The sequence below is a fragment of the Flavobacterium wongokense genome, from assembly GCF_021608265.1.
GTDB classification, from domain to species: Bacteria; Bacteroidota; Bacteroidia; order Flavobacteriales; family Flavobacteriaceae; genus Flavobacterium; species Flavobacterium wongokense.
In genome coordinates this window covers 21,776-38,591 of the sequence record NZ_JAKIHP010000001.1, presented here as the reverse complement: position 1 = coordinate 38,591, position 16,816 = coordinate 21,776, and the positions used below count along the sequence as shown (strand labels likewise).

The 16,816-nt window shown below is 39.1% G+C and carries 12 protein-coding genes, 1 tRNA gene and 1 pseudogene; 9 read left to right on the top strand and 5 right to left on the bottom strand.

From position 1 onward, the window contains the following. Positions 1–52 precede the first annotated feature (52 nt). From L1S31_RS00170 to L1S31_RS00140, 7 genes are all read left to right on the top strand, one after another. A complete protein-coding gene (locus L1S31_RS00170; RefSeq protein WP_236460045.1) occupies positions 53–502 on the top strand; it encodes a hypothetical protein in 450 nt (149 codons plus the stop codon). 155 nt (positions 503–657) lie between these two features. Continuing rightward, positions 658–2,343, top strand: coding sequence for an asparagine synthase B (gene asnB, locus L1S31_RS00165; RefSeq protein ID WP_236460044.1), 1,686 nt, complete (start codon positions 658–660; stop codon positions 2,341–2,343). A 233-nt stretch (positions 2,344–2,576) separates the two neighbouring features. Continuing rightward, a complete protein-coding gene (gyrB, locus tag L1S31_RS00160; RefSeq protein WP_236460043.1) occupies positions 2,577–4,517 on the top strand; it encodes a DNA topoisomerase (ATP-hydrolyzing) subunit B in 1,941 nt (646 codons plus the stop codon). Between the two features lie 138 nt (positions 4,518–4,655). Next, entirely contained in the window at positions 4,656–5,591 is a 936-nt protein-coding gene (gene mdh / locus L1S31_RS00155) for a malate dehydrogenase (protein WP_236460042.1), read from the top strand. A gap of 63 nt (positions 5,592–5,654) precedes the next feature. After that, the gene (locus L1S31_RS00150) at positions 5,655–7,286 is read left to right on the top strand and encodes a T9SS type A sorting domain-containing protein (protein WP_236460041.1); all 1,632 of its coding nucleotides are present in this window, start codon (positions 5,655–5,657) and stop codon (positions 7,284–7,286) included. Positions 7,287–7,549: 263 nt separating this feature from the next. Continuing rightward, complete coding sequence (gene secDF, locus L1S31_RS00145) at positions 7,550–10,510, top strand: protein translocase subunit SecDF (RefSeq protein WP_236460040.1); 2,961 nt, start codon at positions 7,550–7,552, stop codon at positions 10,508–10,510. A gap of 102 nt (positions 10,511–10,612) precedes the next feature. Beyond that, complete coding sequence (locus L1S31_RS00140; RefSeq protein ID WP_236460039.1) at positions 10,613–12,097, top strand: aminotransferase class V-fold PLP-dependent enzyme; 1,485 nt, start codon at positions 10,613–10,615, stop codon at positions 12,095–12,097. Here L1S31_RS00140 and L1S31_RS00135 read toward each other — a convergent pair. Next, positions 12,094–12,975: a lysophospholipid acyltransferase family protein gene (locus L1S31_RS00135; protein ID WP_236460038.1), complete on the bottom strand. Its 882-nt coding sequence runs from the start codon at positions 12,973–12,975 to the stop codon at positions 12,094–12,096. The genes L1S31_RS00140 and L1S31_RS00135 overlap by 4 nt on opposite strands. Before the next feature lie 136 nt (positions 12,976–13,111). Here L1S31_RS00135 and L1S31_RS00130 point away from each other — a divergent pair, with 136 nt between their 5' ends. Beyond that, on the top strand, positions 13,112–13,753 hold the full coding sequence (locus L1S31_RS00130) for a rhomboid family intramembrane serine protease (protein WP_236460037.1): 642 nt from the start codon (positions 13,112–13,114) through the stop codon (positions 13,751–13,753). 50 nt (positions 13,754–13,803) lie between these two features. Next, complete coding sequence (locus L1S31_RS00125; RefSeq protein WP_236460036.1) at positions 13,804–14,499, top strand: SIMPL domain-containing protein; 696 nt, start codon at positions 13,804–13,806, stop codon at positions 14,497–14,499. A 49-nt stretch (positions 14,500–14,548) separates the two neighbouring features. On the opposite strand, the gene L1S31_RS00120 is transcribed toward L1S31_RS00125, so the two are convergent. The 4 genes and pseudogenes from L1S31_RS00120 to L1S31_RS00105 form a co-directional block, all read right to left on the bottom strand. Continuing rightward, positions 14,549–15,088 carry a hypothetical protein gene (locus tag L1S31_RS00120; protein WP_236460035.1) on the bottom strand — a complete coding sequence of 180 codons (540 nt, stop codon included), beginning with the start codon at positions 15,086–15,088 and terminating at the stop codon, positions 14,549–14,551. Positions 15,089–15,428: 340 nt separating this feature from the next. After that, a tRNA-Tyr gene (locus tag L1S31_RS00115) sits at positions 15,429–15,509 on the bottom strand. Positions 15,510–15,651: 142 nt separating this feature from the next. Beyond that, positions 15,652–16,059 (bottom strand): annotated as a pseudogene (locus tag L1S31_RS00110) (TlpA family protein disulfide reductase); the annotation flags it as partial. 20 nt (positions 16,060–16,079) lie between these two features. After that, positions 16,080–16,808: a DUF4369 domain-containing protein gene (locus tag L1S31_RS00105; RefSeq protein WP_236460034.1), complete on the bottom strand. Its 729-nt coding sequence runs from the start codon at positions 16,806–16,808 to the stop codon at positions 16,080–16,082. Between the last annotated feature and the right edge of the window lie 8 nt (positions 16,809–16,816).

Below are 16,816 nucleotides of genomic sequence, written 5' to 3'. Positions count from 1 at the left end.
ATGAATCCTGTAGAGTATCTTTGCTTTACAGGATTTTTTATTTCCGGTAACTATGACTTTAAAACAACAAATTCTACTTCGCTATAAAGAAATGCTTCAGGACCGGATTGATGTCTTTCAGGATATGATTTCGGGGCTTACCGAAGACGCCCAAAATGATGCCAAAGGTTCGGCCGGCGACAAACATGAAACCGCCTTGTCCATGATGCATCTCGAACAGGAAAAACTCAATCACAAACTCAGGGAAATCCTTGAGCAAAAAAACATACTTGATAAAATTGACGCATCACAAATCCACAAAAAAGTCGCATTGGGAAGTATGGTCCAGGCAAACGGAATGCTGCTGTTCATCAGTGCTGCTTTGCCAAAATTAACTATTGACGGCAAAAATATTTTTGCACTTTCACCACAATCGCCACTCGGGAGCAAATTAATGGGAAACGAAACCGGATTTTTATTTGATATGAATGGAAAACCCTACTCGATTGAAAGCGTATCATAACAAATTTAAAGTCAAATCACTCTTTTAGATTTTTTAACTTTCATAAGTTAATAGTATTTTATTTTTTAGTTATAATTTGTAATTAAATAGTTAATAATGTTTTTCATTTATAACTATTATTACATCTTTGCCCTATCAAAATAAAATGAAAGAATATGTGCGGAATTGTATGCGCCTTTGACCTTAAACAAAAAGCAGAAACCTTAAGACCGAAAGTGTTGGAAATGTCTAAAATCATTCGCCACCGTGGCCCGGACTGGAGTGGGATTTTTAGCAATGATAAAGCGATTTTATCTCATGAGCGTTTGGCGATTGTTGATCCGGCTTCAGGGAAACAGCCTTTGTTTAGTGAAGATAAAAGCCTGGTTTTGGCTGCCAATGGCGAAATATACAACCATCGGGATTTACGCAAACAGTTTGAAGGAAAATATAAGTTCCAAACAGAAAGTGACTGCGAAGTTATTTTGGCTTTGTACAAAGAAAAAGGGGTGCGTTTTATTGATGAAATGAATGGAATCTTTGGATTTGCCCTATATGATGTTGAAAAGGACGAATATTTCATTGCCCGTGACCATATGGGAATCATACCACTTTATATTGGCTGGGACGAAAATGGTACATTCTATGTCGCTTCCGAATTAAAAGCTCTGGAAGGTTATTGTACCAAAATCCAATTGTTTCCTCCGGGACATTATATGTCGAGTACTGATGGTGAATTTGTACAATGGTACAAAAGGGAATGGACCGAATTTGATGCTGTAAAGGAAAATGAAACCAGCATAGCAGAAATCAAAAAAGCATTGGAAGCTGCGGTTCACAGGCAGTTAATGAGTGATGTCCCTTATGGGGTTTTGCTTTCAGGCGGATTGGATTCTTCAATTACTTCGGCTATAGCCAAAAAATATGCGCAAAAACGCATTGAATCCGGTGATACGGTTGATGCCTGGTATCCACAACTGCACTCATTTGCAGTTGGCTTGGAAGGTTCGCCCGATTTGGCTGCAGCCCAAAAAGTTGCCGATCATTTAGGAACAATCCACCACGAAATCAAATTTACAATACAGGAAGGATTGGATGCTGTACGCGACGTAATTTACAATATCGAAACTTATGATGTGACTACTATAAGGGCTTCCACACCAATGTATCTGATGGCACGCGTCATCAAATCGATGGGAATCAAAATGGTATTGTCAGGAGAAGGTTCCGATGAATTATTTGGAGGTTATCTGTATTTCCATAAAGCGCCAAATGCAAGGGAATTCCATGAAGAAACGGTTCGCAAGCTGAGCAAGCTCCACATGTATGACTGCCTTCGTGCCAACAAGAGTCTGGCTGCATGGGGAATTGAAGGACGTGTACCGTTTTTGGACAAGGAATTCATGGATGTTGCGATGCGCATCAATCCACAGGACAAAATGATCAATGGCGAACGAATGGAAAAATGGGTGATCAGAAAAGCTTTTGAAGATATGCTTCCGGCAAGTGTTGCCTGGAGGCAGAAGGAACAGTTTAGCGATGGTGTTGGTTACAGTTGGATTGATACGCTAAAGGAAATGGTTGCAGAGGCAGTTTCTGACGAACAATTAGCGAATGCAAAATACAAATTCCCAATACAGACGCCAACGTCCAAGGAAGAGTATTATTATCGCTCTATTTTCCACGAACATTTCCCAAGCGATGCAGCAGCTTTAAGCGTGCCTCAGGAAGCCAGCGTTGCCTGTAGTACAAAAGTTGCTTTGGAGTGGGATGAAGCATTCAAAAACCTGAATGATCCGTCTGGAAGAGCGGTGGCGGCAGTGCATGAAGATGCCTATGTAAAGCCCGAAGTAAAAGTTTAAAAAGAAAGGTCCGCCTTAAAAATAAAGCTCAGGTTTTGTTGGCCTGAGTTGGGATTGAAGTTTAGTTTGTTTGTTAAAAACGCCTGTCATTTTTGATGGGCGTTTTTTTGTTGAAATAATGCCAAAAATGTTAATAACTTAAGGCTATTCTAAGTTAATTTCAATAGGAAATCCTATGCGCTTTTGTATATTTGCTCGTTACATAAAAAATGGATTTTTTACGATAAAATAATATGAGCGACGAGATTAAAAAGAACAGTTATTCGGCCGATAGTATTCAGGCGTTAGAAGGAATGGAGCACGTAAGAATGCGTCCATCCATGTACATTGGAGATACCGGAGTCAGAGGTTTACACCACTTGGTTTACGAGGTTGTAGACAACTCTATCGATGAGGCGTTAGCTGGGCATTGTGACACCATCGGTGTGATTATAAACGAAGACAATTCTATTACAGTTGAAGATAACGGACGTGGTATCCCGGTAGACATCCACAAAAAAGAAGGAGTTTCTGCGCTTGAGGTTGTAATGACCAAAATTGGAGCAGGAGGAAAGTTTGATAAAGATTCGTATAAGGTTTCGGGTGGACTTCACGGTGTTGGGGTTTCCTGTGTTAATGCCTTGTCAGATCATTTAAGGGCTACTGTTTACAGAGAAGGAAAAGTTTACGAGCAGGAATATGAAAAAGGAAAAGCGATGTATCCTGTGAAGCAGATTGGCGAAACTGCCAAACGCGGAACTATGGTTACCTTCCATCCTGATAAAACCATCTTTACACAAACAATTGAGTATTCTTATGATACACTTGCTGCGCGTATGCGTGAGTTGTCTTTCCTGAACAAAGGAATCACGATTACACTTACTGACAGAAGGGATGTGAATGACAAAGGCGAATTTGCTTCAGAAGTGTTCCATTCCAAAGAAGGATTGAAGGAGTTCGTCCGCTTTTTGGATAAAGGAAGAGAAGCCATCATTACGCACGTAATCAGCATGGAGCACGAAAAAGGGGAGGTTCCCGTTGAGGTTGCTTTGGTGTACAACACCAGCTACTCTGAAAACATTTTCTCTTATGTAAACAACATCAATACCCACGAAGGAGGAACGCACTTGCAGGGTTTCCGTATGGGATTGACGCGTACGTTGAAAAAATATGCTGATTCGTCGGGATTGTTGGATAAATTAAAATTCGAAATTACCGGTGATGACTTCCGTGAAGGATTGACGGCAATTATATCTGTAAAGGTTTCCGAGCCTCAATTTGAGGGACAGACCAAAACCAAATTGGGTAATAGGGAAGTTGTTTCTCCGGTTTCCCAGGCGGTTGCTGAAATGCTTGAGAATTACCTTGAAGAAAATCCGAATGATGCCAAAATCATCGTTCAGAAAGTCATCCTTGCTGCTCAGGCGCGTCATGCGGCTAAAAAAGCACGTGAAATGGTACAACGTAAAACCGTTCTTGGCGGTGGAGGTTTGCCTGGGAAATTATCCGATTGTTCAGAACAGGATCCGGAAAAATGTGAAGTGTACCTTGTCGAGGGAGATTCGGCAGGTGGAACGGCTAAACAAGGCCGTGACCGTAACTTCCAGGCGATTTTACCATTGAGGGGTAAAATCCTGAATGTGGAAAAAGCGATGCACCACAAGGTTTTTGAAAACGAGGAGATTAGAAATATCTTTACAGCACTTGGAGTTACAATCGGAACTGAGGAAGATTCCAAAGCGTTGAACTTGGAAAAACTGCGTTACCACAAAGTAATCATCATGTGTGATGCCGACGTCGATGGCAGCCACATCTCTACCTTAATATTAACGTTCTTCTTCCGTTTTATGAAAGAACTGATTGAAGGCGGCCACGTTTACATTGCTGCGCCACCTTTGTATTTGGTTAAAAAAGGGAACAAGAAAGAATACGCATGGAATGATGATCAACGTGATTCAGCTAATGAAAGAATGGGAGGAAGCGCTGCAATCCAACGTTATAAAGGTCTTGGAGAGATGAACGCGGAACAATTATGGGAAACTACGATGGATCCTGATTTCAGGACTTTGCGCCAGGTGACTATCGAAAGTTTGGCAGAAGCCGATCGTGTATTCTCAATGTTGATGGGTGATGAGGTTCCGCCACGTAGAGAGTTTATCGAGAAGAATGCTGTGTATGCAAAAATCGATGCGTAACTAGCCGGGATTACCTCACCAAGTTCTTATTTGTGAATAAGTGTTCGGTGAATGCTTCGCATTTGGAGCAAGCTACCATGTAGCGCGGATAGCCCGATTAGCTTCAAAAAATTAAAACAACAACAAATTAATATACAAATGAAAGTTACGATTGTAGGAGCAGGAAACGTTGGCGCAACTTGTGCAGACGCTATTGCTTACAGAAGAATTGCCAGTGAAATTGTATTGCTGGATATCAGAGAAGGTTTTGCAGAAGGAAAAGCATTAGACATTACGCAGACCCAGACTACTTTGGGATTTGATACCAAAGTTTCGGGAAGTACCAACGATTATACTAAAACCGCAGGAAGTGATGTGGTGGTTATTACATCGGGAATTCCGAGAAAACCGGGAATGACACGTGAAGAACTGATTGGAATCAATGCAGGGATTGTAAAAGGTGTGGCTGAAAGTTTGCTGAAAGCTTCCCCAAATGCAATTTTTGTGATTGTTTCCAACCCAATGGATACGATGACGTATTTGACTTTCAAATCATTAGGCCTGCCAAAAAACAGGATTATCGGAATGGGTGGTACGCTTGACAGCTCTCGTTTCAAAACCTATTTGTCATTGGCCTTGGGCAAACCGGCAAATGATATCCAGGGAATGGTGATTGGTGGCCACGGAGATACGACTATGATTCCGTTGACCAGATTGGCGTCTTACAATGGAGTTCCGGTTTCTGAGTTTTTATCGGCTGCAGAATTGGAAAAAGTTTCAGCCGACACTATGGTTGGAGGAGCAACGTTAACAGCCTTGTTGGGAACTTCGGCTTGGTATGCGCCAGGAGCTTCTGTAGCATTTTTGGTTGACAGCATTTTGAACGACCAAAAGAAAATGATTCCGTGTTCGGTTTACCTTGAAGGAGAGTATGGTCAAAGCGATATCTGTATTGGTGTTCCATGTATCATCGGTAAAAATGGAGTTGAAAAAATCGTAGACATCACTTTAAATGATGACGAAAAGTCAAAATTCGCAAAAAGTGCCGATGCTGTCAGAGCCATGAATGGCGATTTAAAATCGATTTTAGGATAATAAAATTCCGCATTGAATAAATATTAAAAAAAGATTGTACTTTAGTGTACAATCTTTTTTTTTATGGCACATTTTTACAGCAATCCTGTCGACTCAAAAACCACAGTGTTTAAATATTTTTTAGGCCTGTTTTTTTTGTTCGATTCCTTTGTTTCATTCGGACAGCAATACCAATGGACCAGGACCTTGGATACTAACTCTTATTGTTATTCGGGAGGAATCAAAACGGATTCGCAGGGAAATGTCTTTAGTTATGGTCAAATCATAGGGACTGCTGATGTTGACCCTTCTGCGGCTGTTTACAATGTAACGGATTCTACTTATATACTTAAATATGACAGCAACGGGAATTTCCTTTGGGTTAAGACGTTGTCAACTTCTACCAGTATTGCTTGCTTGGAATTTGATCAAAACGGAAATTTGCTGCTAACTGGTGGCTTACATGCAACGCAGGATTTTGACTTTGGCCCAGGTCAATATTTGTTATATCCAACTGGCCTTGGTAGCGGATTTGCAGCAAAATTGACCGCCGATGCCGAATTTATATGGGCAAAGTCCTATACAAGTGTGCATGATGTATCTGGTTCGTCTATTAAATCTGATGCAAACAATAATGTAATCGTTTCAGGAGTGTTTCGAAGCGCGGTTAATTTTAACCCCGGAGGGGTTAGTCAAACCCTGGATACTAATGGTGCCTATCGTGGTTTTTGCCTTAAACTGGCTGCGAATGGAGACTTTATCTGGGTTAAGCAGATAGTTGCATCCGATACCAGGGATTCTGCTATTGATAGTCAAGGCAATATATATATAACCGGATGGATGTCGAATATTTATGACACCTTCATCAAAAAACTAAACCCTCAGGGTGATGAAATCTGGAACTACGAACTTACAGGTTCATCAACCGATTGGATTCATGGAATAGAAGTAGATCATAACGATAATTTAATTGCCTGTGGTGAAGCTACATCAGGAATAGATTTTAATCCTTCATCCCAGATAAATACTATAAATTCCAATGCCTGGCAATTCATTGTGAAATTTGATGCTGCAGGGAATTTTATGTGGGTTAAAGGAATACAAGGGTATACTTGTGAAGATTTAAAGATAGATGAGAATAATTATATCTATGTCACGGGAGATTTAAACTGGAATTTTTATTACTATCCGGATACCCTAACCCAAATCCTCTGTTTTTCTGTTTCTTATCAAGCACAGTATGCAATAAGTTTAAATCCGCAAGGTGATTATTATTGGGGAACTAATCAGAAAAACAATGGCAGTTCCAACGTTTGGGCACGTATGGGTTTATATGGTTCAAATTTATATTTAACATGTGTTTATAAGGGCAATGCAGACTTTAATCCGAGAGGGAGTCATGATTACGCTACCGCAATGGGTCCGCAAAGTATTTATATTTCAAAATTCGATACAGCTCTTTTGTCAAATTCTGAATTTGAAAGAGGTAGTATAAAACTGCTCAACAATCCGGTTGGCGATATGTTGTATTTGTCTTTTGATGATGAGGGAGATAAGCAACTCGGAATTTATTCTGTTGAAGGTAAATTAGTCCGCAAGCAAACAGTTTCAGGAGATTATGCAACTATAGAAGTAGGCGGATTGGCAGGCGGGATTTATTTGATTCAATGCCGCTCTGAGTTAGGCAGCATGGCGCTAAAATTTGTAAAGGAATAAGTGCTGATTTGCTTTTTAAAATCCGTTTTTGGATAGTATTTATAGACCTATTTTAAAAGACTGCGTTATTCGCAGTTTTTTTTTGATATTAATCGATAAAATATTGGTTAATCATTCCTAGAATTATATATTTGCACGTTTCAAAAAAAGCCGAAACCTTGTGAATACAAAGGATTATCATGTAAGCCGTTGTGTTTCAGGTGTTTCTTGCTTTTTTAACACCAATAATATTAAACCAAAGAATTAATTAATTTTTAGTAATAATGCAGAATAAAGGACTAGTTAAATTTTTCGCAATTCTATTTGCATTGGTAAGTATCTACCAACTTTCTTTCACATTCGTGGCCAATAAAGTAAAAGATGATGCCAAAAACTTTGCAGGAGGAAATCCTGAAAAAGAAATTAAATATCTTGACTCGATTGGAAAAGAGAAAGTCTTCCTTGATTTTTTCACGTACAATGAAGTAAAAGACAAACAAATCAACAAAGGTCTTGACCTTGAAGGAGGAATCAACGTAATCCTTCAAATCTCTGTAAAGGATGTTTTGAAGCAGTTGTCAAACAATTCCAAAAATCCTGCATTCAACAAGGCGTTAGAAGATGCAACCAGAAATCAAAGAGGAAATCAATCCTATCTTGATGCCTTTTTCGAAGCATTTGCTGCAAATGGTGGAGGAACAAGATTAGCTTCTCCTGATATTTTTGCTAACAGGAACCTACAAGGACAGATTGATTTCAATATGTCTGATGACCAGGTGAAAAAAGTCTTGGTTAAAAAAGTAGACGAGTCTGTAGAATCTGCATTTGGTGTATTGAGAAGCCGTATCGATAAATTCGGTGTAACACAGCCAAACATTGCTAAATTAGGTCAGACAGGAAGAATCCTTATCGAGTTGCCAGGCGCAAAAGATGTGGACCGTATCAAAAAATTAGTTTCAAGCAAAGCAGAATTAGAGTTCTGGGAAACATATAAGGCTGAAGAATTTTATCCTTTCCTACAGTCGGCTAACGAGGCTTTGAAAGCTACTGTTAAAGCTGATGTAAAAGCTGAAACTGCTAAACCGGCAGATTCACTTACCAAATTATTGACTGATAAAGACAAAGATTCAACTGCAGCTAAAAAAGGAAACAACCCTTTGTTTGACAAAATGTTATCTCAAGGTGGTGGACCAATCCTGTTTGTTGCCTCTCCAAAAGATACAGCAGCAATCAACGGTTATTTCAAAAGACCTGAAATCCGCAATATGTTGCCTGCAGACAAGCGTTATGCAAAGTTTGTCTGGGGTAAACCAGATGTAAAAGTTGACGAGAAAACCAAAAAGGAATCGGAAACAGTTGAATTATACGTTTTAAAAGGAAACAGGGATAACGTTGCTCCAATGAGCGGTGGTGTAATTGTTGACGCAAGAGATACTTTCGACCAAATGGGTAAACCAGCCGTTTCTATGCAAATGAACGGTGCTGGTGCAAGAACCTGGGAAGAATTGACAGGAAGAGCATTTACACAAAAAAGCTTTATCGCTATTGCATTGGATGATGTAGTTTATTCTGCTCCTGGTGTAACTTCTGGACCAATTTCCGGAGGACGTTCTGAAATTACCGGAAGCTTTGAAGTTGCTGAAACAAAAGATTTAGCCAACGTTTTAAGAGCTGGTAAATTACCTGCTGCTGCTGAAATCATTCAGTCAGAAGTTGTTGGGCCATCATTGGGAGAAATCGCAATCCACGCCGGATTAATTTCTTCAATCGTTGGTTTCCTTATCGTATGTTTATGGATGATATTCTATTACGGAAGAGCAGGTTGGTATGCTAATGCTGCATTGGTATTGAACTTATTGTTCTTGTTTGGTGTAATGGCAAGTTTCGGTTTTGTATTGACATTGCCTGGAATCGCCGGTATCGTTTTAACATTAGGAACTGCGGTAGATGCGAACATCATCATCTACGAAAGGGCGAAAGAGGAATTGCGTGAAGGCAAATCATTAGGAGATGCAGTAATCACTTCTTACGGATGGAAAGGTGCTATGCGTTCGATCATTGATGCAAACGTAACACACGTTTTAACCGGAACCATCTTATTCGTATTCGGAACAGGATTGATCCAAGGTTTCGCATTAACCTTATTGATTGGTATCTTCACTTCGTTGTTTACTTCAATCTTTATTGCAAGAATCTTTATCGACAGGGATATCGCACACAATAAAAATTTAACATTCACTACAGGAATCACTAAAAACTGGTTTACAGGTTTCCATTTCGATTTTATCGGAATCAAAAAATGGTCATACTTATTCTCATCAGTAGTTGTAATTGTAAGCTGCATTTCTTTCTACTTTAACGGATTGGACGAAGGTGTTGATTTTGTTGGAGGAAGAACATTCCAGGTGAAATTTGAAAAACCGGTTGAGTCTACTACTGTTTCTGAAGAATTGTCTAAAGCATTTGGTACAACCGTTGAAGCAAAAGTTTTTGGTAGCGATGACCAATTGAAATTGACTACCAAATACAAAATCAAGGAAGAAGGTGTTGAAGTTGACAAGGAAGTAAATGAGAAGCTTTACAATGCTTTGAAAAAGTATTATGGTCCAGCTGTCACTTACGACAAATTCATCAATTCGTATGATGGTAAAAAAGTCGGAGTATTGCAATCTTCTAAAGTAGGTGCTGCAATTTCTGCAGATATCAAAACAAACTCATTCTGGGCAGTTTTAGGTGCGATGTTGGTAGTTTGTTTATACCTTGTAATTTCATTCCGTAAATGGCAGTATTCACTTGGAGCTTTGGCTGCAGTTGTTCACGACGTTATTTTCGTATTGGGAGTTTACTCTTTATTATACAAATACATGCCATTCCACATGGAAATGGATCAGCACTTTATCGCGGCAATCCTTACGGTAATTGGATACTCAATGAACGATACGGTAATCGTATTTGACAGGATCAGGGAGTTCCTGGCTGGTGACAGAAAAGGACACTTTAAGGATGTCGTAAATGCTTCTATTAATACAACATTATCTAGAACATTGAATACGTCATTAACGATGATTTTGGTATTATTGATCATGTTCATCTTTGGTGGTGAATCCATCCGTGGATTTATCTTCGCGATGTTGATTGGTATCATTATCGGAACTTACTCTTCATTATTCATTGCAACTCCGGTATTGGTGGATACAATGGGTAAAAAAGACGTTGAGGATATCGAAAAAAGACACGGTAACTAATCCGTTTAGTTTCAATATAAAAAAAGGGTTGTCAATTTGACAACCCTTTTTTATTTACCCAAAATTAAAAATAATGTATCTTTGAGCTCAAATTGTTACAGCATGATTACCACAGCAACCGAAACTAAATTAGAGCACTACTTCAGGCAATTCCGAAACAACATCATTGGCATTGACCAGGAATTTGAAACGCCTTTCGGCAAAAAGAAAATAGTGTATACCGATTGGACTGCCAGTGGAAGATTATACCGTCCAATTGAGGAAAAGCTGATGAATGATTTCGGTCCGTTTGTGGCCAATACGCATACGGAAACAACCATTTCGGGAACTGCGATGACAATGGCTTACCACGAAGCAAAACACATCATAAAGCGCCATGTAAATGCCAATGATAATGATGTTTTAATCAATACAGGAACCGGAATGACTGGAGTGGTCAATAAATTCCAGCGCATACTCGGACTCAAAATTCCTGAAAACCTTAAAGACTTTATCGAAATTCCAAAAGAGATAAAACCGGTTGTTTTTATTTCGCACATGGAGCATCATTCGAACCAGACTTCCTGGATAGAAACCATTGCCGATGTGGTTGTAATTCCGGCTGATGAAGAAGGATTGTTCTGCCTCGGGGAATTCAAGGAAATGCTTAAAAAATACCAAGACAGGAGTTTTAAGATTGCATCGATTACGTCGTGTTCCAACGTTACCGGAATTCGTACGCCTTACCACGAAGTGGCCAAAATCATGCACCAGAATAATGGTGTCTGTTTTGTGGATTTTGCCTGTTCCGGACCTTATGTTGACATTGATATGCATCCGGATGACGAAAGTTATTTGGACGCTATTTTCTTTTCGCCGCATAAATTTTTGGGCGGACCGGGAACTTCGGGCGTTTTGATTTTCAATAAAAACCTATACCACAATAATGTGCCTGATTGCCCTGGAGGAGGAACGGTTTCATGGACCAATCCTTGGGGCGAACACAAATACATCGACAATATTGAAGATAGGGAAGATGGCGGAACTCCGGGTTTTCTTCAGGTGATAAAAACAGCTTTGGCAATTCAGCTGAAGGAACAGATGGGTGTTCAGAACATCCTTGAAAGAGAACACGAAATCGTGGAGTACGTTTTTTCGGAACTGAACAATATCGATAACCTTAAAATCTTAGCCAATCAGCATCAGGAGCGGTTGGGCGTGATTTCTTTTTATATTGAAAACCTGCATTTTAATCTTGGCGTGAAATTACTCAATGATAAATTTGGAATCCAGACACGCGGAGGCTGTAGTTGCGCCGGAACTTACGGGCACTATCTACTGCACGTTGACCAGCAGACTTCACATGATTTGGTCTGCCTGATTACTTCGGGAGATTTAATCAAAAAACCGGGATGGATCAGGATGTCCATTCATCCAACAACAACTTCCGAAGAAATTAAAATGGTTTGCGACAGCATTAAGGCTTTGGCACAAAATCATCAGGAATGGTCAAAAGATTACGAATATGATGCGGCTACAAACGAATTCGCACACAAAAATTCACTGTCCCAGGAAAAGGCAATGGTAAAAAATTGGTTTAAATTCTAATTGTTCGCTGTCCGTTTGTGTTTCCAGCGTTTGTGTGTCCACAAATAAAATTCCGGAGCTTCATGGATTTGTTTTTCAACCCTTCTCAAAAAGTCGTCTGAGATTTCATAGTTAGGAACCTCTTTTGGGTTTTCTGCCATAAGTTCAAACGTAGCCTCGTAATAGCCTCGTTTTACTTTCTTATTTTTAAGAAAAATCACATTCATGTCAAAACGTTTGGCAAGCATTTCAGCACCAGTATGCACCGGAGTTTCAATTCCCATGAATGGTGCCCAATGATAGGCTTTGCTAGCCTGAGGAGATTGGTCACTCGCCAAACCATAAACAGATAAATTACCGCTCTTGTTATTTTTATCGATAGTTGGAATCGTTTCCCTGGTTGTAATCAAAGGAGCTCTAAACCTGCCACGGATTTTTTTTATCAGATTGTCAAAATACTTGTTGTTTATCTTTTTATAAACGCCATAACCGGTAAAAGTGATATGGTAATTCATTGAAACTGCCCATTCATAGGAAGCATAATGTGCACAAAGCAAAGCGATGCTTTTTCCTTTTTTTTCCAGATCAAGATATAAATCCAGATTGGTGAATTTAAATCGCTTTTCCATTTCCTTTTGGGAAATAGACATCGTTTTGATCATTTCAAGGAACATATCGCACATGTGGTGGTAAAACTTCTTTTCGATGTTCAAGCGTTCCTTTTCCGATAAATGAGGCAATGCCATAGCAAGATTTTGGCGCACGACTTTTTTTCGGTAACCAAAAACATTGTACACCAAAAAACAGACACAATCAGAAAATATATAAAGCAACCGAAACGGAAGTATGGAAATCAGCCAGATGATTGGGTAAACAATAATGAAAAGAAGTAATTGCATGTACTGTAATTTTATGCAAATATAAAGTTTAAAGTTATTTTAACGCATTCCATTTAACAATTGCTAAATAAGTATTATTATTTTTACACTCAATCCGTCATAGCGGAGAACTTTAGCAAGTAAAACATTTTAAACAATGGATAATATTTTTGTATTGGCAATCATCGTAGCCAATGTTATAATCAGTATTAAAGGATTTAACGACGAATATTTTTTTAGGAAATACCAGTTTCATATTGGAGCCATAAGAGCCGGAGAACAAATCAGGATGTTTTCCTCAGCCTTCCTTCACGCCGATTTTGTGCATCTGGCTTTCAACATGATTGCCCTATATTCTTTTGCGCCGGTTGTGACAGAAACGTTAGGCAATTGGACGTTCCTGTTAATCTATGCAGGAAGTTTGATTTTTGGAAGCCTGCTGACTATGGTTTTCCATGGAAACGATTACAGCTATAGGGCTGTTGGGGCTTCCGGAGCGGTTACAGGAATTATCTATTCGGCAATACTGATTTATCCCGACATGACGATTGGGATTTTCGGGATTATTCCGATGCCGGCTTATATTTTTGGGATTGCCTATCTGTTGTATTCGATTTACGGAATGAAAGCCAAGAACGATAACATCGGGCATACCGCGCACTTTGGTGGTGCCATTGGTGGCTACGCCATTACATTAATTAAAGATCCGGCACTTTTGGAACAAAACACATTGATGGTCATTCTTTTAGCCATTCCCATCATTATTCTTTTTGTTATGGCGAAGCTGGGGAAATTATAATTGGCATAACTTTTGAAAAACGCACAACACAAACATTAAATAAAAAACCTATGAAGACTACAGTATTAATTTTAGCAACAGTATTTGGATTGACCGCTCAGGCACAATCACAAGATCAAAGACCTCAGGTGCCACAAATTTCGGTTACAGGGGAAGGAAAAATAAAAATAGTTCCAGACCAGGCGGTAATAAGCATCGGATTCCAAAATACCGGAAAAGATTCCAAAGAAGTAAAAACCCTCAATGATGAAGTAGTTGATAAGGTAATCAGGTTCCTGAAAAAAACCGGAATTCCATCAACCGATTATAAAACGACAAATGTGAGCCTGTATAAAAATTACGACTATGAAAAAAAGAAATACAATTTTCAGGCAAGCCAATCCTTGACAGTTACCTTAAAGGATTTATCAAAATACGATGAAGTAATGATGGGATTGAATGATGCAGGTGTAAACTCGATTAGCGGAGTAGAATTCAAATCGTCTAAAATGGAAGATTATGAAAAGGAAGCCAGAAAGAAAGCTGTGTTAGATGCCAAACAAAAAGCTCAGGATTATGTTTCGGTATTAGGGCAAAAAATAGGAAAGGCGTTATTGATTACAGATAATACGCAAAGCAATATTCCAATACCTATGTACAAATCAAATATGGTTGCTATGGCAGCTGATGGAGCACAAAGAGAAACATTAGCTGTTGGTGAACTTGAAATCAACACCAATGTAAGTGTAACTTTCGCACTGGAATAAAAAATATAAAACCATAACAAAAAAGCCTCGAAATTTTTCGAGGCTTTTTTTATTGTGCTTTTGTTTCTGTTTCAGTTGTTTTTGGCAATGGAGATCCAACAGGAGTTCCGCATACATGGCCTGGCTGTCCGTGTGGTGGGTTCATACCCGGAGCAGTAACCTGTGTATCTCCTTTTAGAAGTGCCGGTGCACCAGCGGGTTGTGATATGGAAGTCGTTGTTGGCGTAGGAATCGTTTGCTGAGTAATTGTTGCTCCAGCTTTTGGTAGGGCTTTTACCGGAGAACTTAACGAAGCCCCAACAGGAATATCACAACGATGTCCGGCTTGTCCGTGAGGAGGATTCATTCCGGGTTTAGTTACAGCCTGCGGTTGGTTTATAGCAACAGGTGCACCCATTTGATTTTGGGGAACAGCTGTATTTTGAGCCATTGGTTGTACGTAAGTTTGATCCGGAATGGGCTGAACTCTTGGTACTATGATTTCTTTTGGCGTTTCACTTGAAGTTACTGCGGCTTCTTCTTCCTTTTTGCAAGCGATAAACAGAAGAGAGAGTGATAAAAGTGGATTGAATAGTAAATGTGATTTCATATATCTCTGTTTGATGAATACCAAAGATACTTTTTTTGATTTTAGCTTTAACTGATGGAATGTTAAAGTTTTGGGAAGGATAATGGGCAGGATTGTATTTCGATTGTTTAAAAGCTACGCTGAATTATTTGCAGGATTACTTCGTGATCGATAAGGGCAAACTTTTATGAGCTGCAATTGTAATAAGTGAACAGGATTTTGCTTCTCAACATCCTTCAAAGCTGCGCTGAATTATTTACAGGATTACTTCGTGTTCCGTAAGGGTGAACCCTTACGCACAATATTTAAAGCAAAAAAACCATCAAGCGAGCTTGTGGTTTTTTCTTATTTAAACATTGTGTGGGGAGAGCAGGATTCGAACCTGCGAAGTTCTCACAGCAGATTTACAGTCTGCCCTCGTTGGCCGCTTGAGTATCTCCCCATTGCTTATGCGGTTGCAAATATAAAAACACTTTCCAGCTTCACAAACAAAAAAATGACTAATTCGTAAACCTTTTTTTAATCCTTTGGTTTTAAGTAAAATAAAAAATCTCCCGAAGGAGATTTTTTATTATGTTCAGGAGTTATTTTATTCCTAAAAGCTCTTTAATCTTGTTTTTCAAATCGTCGCCATATATTTCAGTGGCCACAATCTTTCCGTCTGAATCCAACAAAAATGTGGTTGGAATTTGTGTCACACCATATTTTAAAGCAATTGGATCATTCATTTCCTGTAAGTTGGAAACCTGTGCCCAGCTAAGCTTGTCTTTCGCAATGGCTTCTTTCCATTTTACAGCATCCGTCTCCAATCCAACGCTGATGATGTTTAATCCTTTGCTATGCAGTTCTGCATAAAGCGCAACAACTTTTGGATTTTCCTCTCTACACGGTGCGCACCAGGATGCCCAAAAATCAATCAAAGTAACTTTACCTAAACTCTCCTTCAGGGAAATGGTTTTGCCTTCAGGATTTGGAGCTTTAAAATCGGGAGCTAACTGACCGACTGCAGCGACTACTTTACTGCCGGTTTTTTTTTTAGGCTGTCAACAGTTAATTTAACCGATTTGGCTGGCTTTGTTTTTTTCAAAGACTCGTCAAGTGAGTTGTAAAGGCCTTCAAGTTCCGGTTGGTATTTTGGGTTGTTTGCCATCATTTGAAGAATCAAAACGCTGATAAAAGATTTTGGATGTGTTTTTGGGTAACCAAAAGTGTAATCTGTTATTGGTTTTTGAAGTACATCGTATTCTTTTCTCAACTTGTTCATCGTAACCGTGTCACCCTTTTGTTGAGCTTCATTCATTACCGCCATATTCTTCATTTGAAAAGCCATTACCTGTTTCTGTAATTTCTTTTGGATTTTATTAGACTCTTCATTGAATTTACTGAACTCTTCATTGCTGTATGTTCCTGCCAATTTTGATTTGAAAAGGCTGTCCTTGTCAACAGTGATTTCAATTTCTCCTCCTTCAAGGATGAAAGGAACTTTACCATTTACTTTATCAATCTGAAGAAAAGAAATTTCCGGCTCATTGGTTTTTCCTTTGATTTCGAATTTTCCATCAACAATTTTCACAGTGTCAATCGCCTGACTTCCCATTCCCATTTGACTTTGTTTTTCAAGGTAAACCAAACCAGTTTTCATTCCTTTTACAGTTCCTGTAATTTCATATTCACCTTCTCCTAAGTTCTTACATGAATAAAGACCTACGGCAACGGCTACTAAAAGAATTATTTTTTTCATTTTTTTGT

Coding starts and splice junctions, on each gene's coding strand:
- L1S31_RS00170 (WP_236460045.1), top strand. CDS start 53: ATGACTTTAAAACAACAAATTCTACTTCGCTATAAAGAAATGCTTCAG.
- asnB (WP_236460044.1), top strand. CDS start 658: ATGTGCGGAATTGTATGCGCCTTTGACCTTAAACAAAAAGCAGAAACC.
- gyrB (WP_236460043.1), top strand. CDS start 2,577: ATGAGCGACGAGATTAAAAAGAACAGTTATTCGGCCGATAGTATTCAG.
- mdh (WP_236460042.1), top strand. CDS start 4,656: ATGAAAGTTACGATTGTAGGAGCAGGAAACGTTGGCGCAACTTGTGCA.
- L1S31_RS00150 (WP_236460041.1), top strand. CDS start 5,655: ATGGCACATTTTTACAGCAATCCTGTCGACTCAAAAACCACAGTGTTT.
- secDF (WP_236460040.1), top strand. CDS start 7,550: ATGCAGAATAAAGGACTAGTTAAATTTTTCGCAATTCTATTTGCATTG.
- L1S31_RS00140 (WP_236460039.1), top strand. CDS start 10,613: ATGATTACCACAGCAACCGAAACTAAATTAGAGCACTACTTCAGGCAA.
- L1S31_RS00135 (WP_236460038.1), bottom strand. CDS start 12,975: ATGCAATTACTTCTTTTCATTATTGTTTACCCAATCATCTGGCTGATT.
- L1S31_RS00130 (WP_236460037.1), top strand. CDS start 13,112: ATGGATAATATTTTTGTATTGGCAATCATCGTAGCCAATGTTATAATC.
- L1S31_RS00125 (WP_236460036.1), top strand. CDS start 13,804: ATGAAGACTACAGTATTAATTTTAGCAACAGTATTTGGATTGACCGCT.
- L1S31_RS00120 (WP_236460035.1), bottom strand. CDS start 15,088: ATGAAATCACATTTACTATTCAATCCACTTTTATCACTCTCTCTTCTG.
- L1S31_RS00105 (WP_236460034.1), bottom strand. CDS start 16,808: ATGAAAAAAATAATTCTTTTAGTAGCCGTTGCCGTAGGTCTTTATTCA.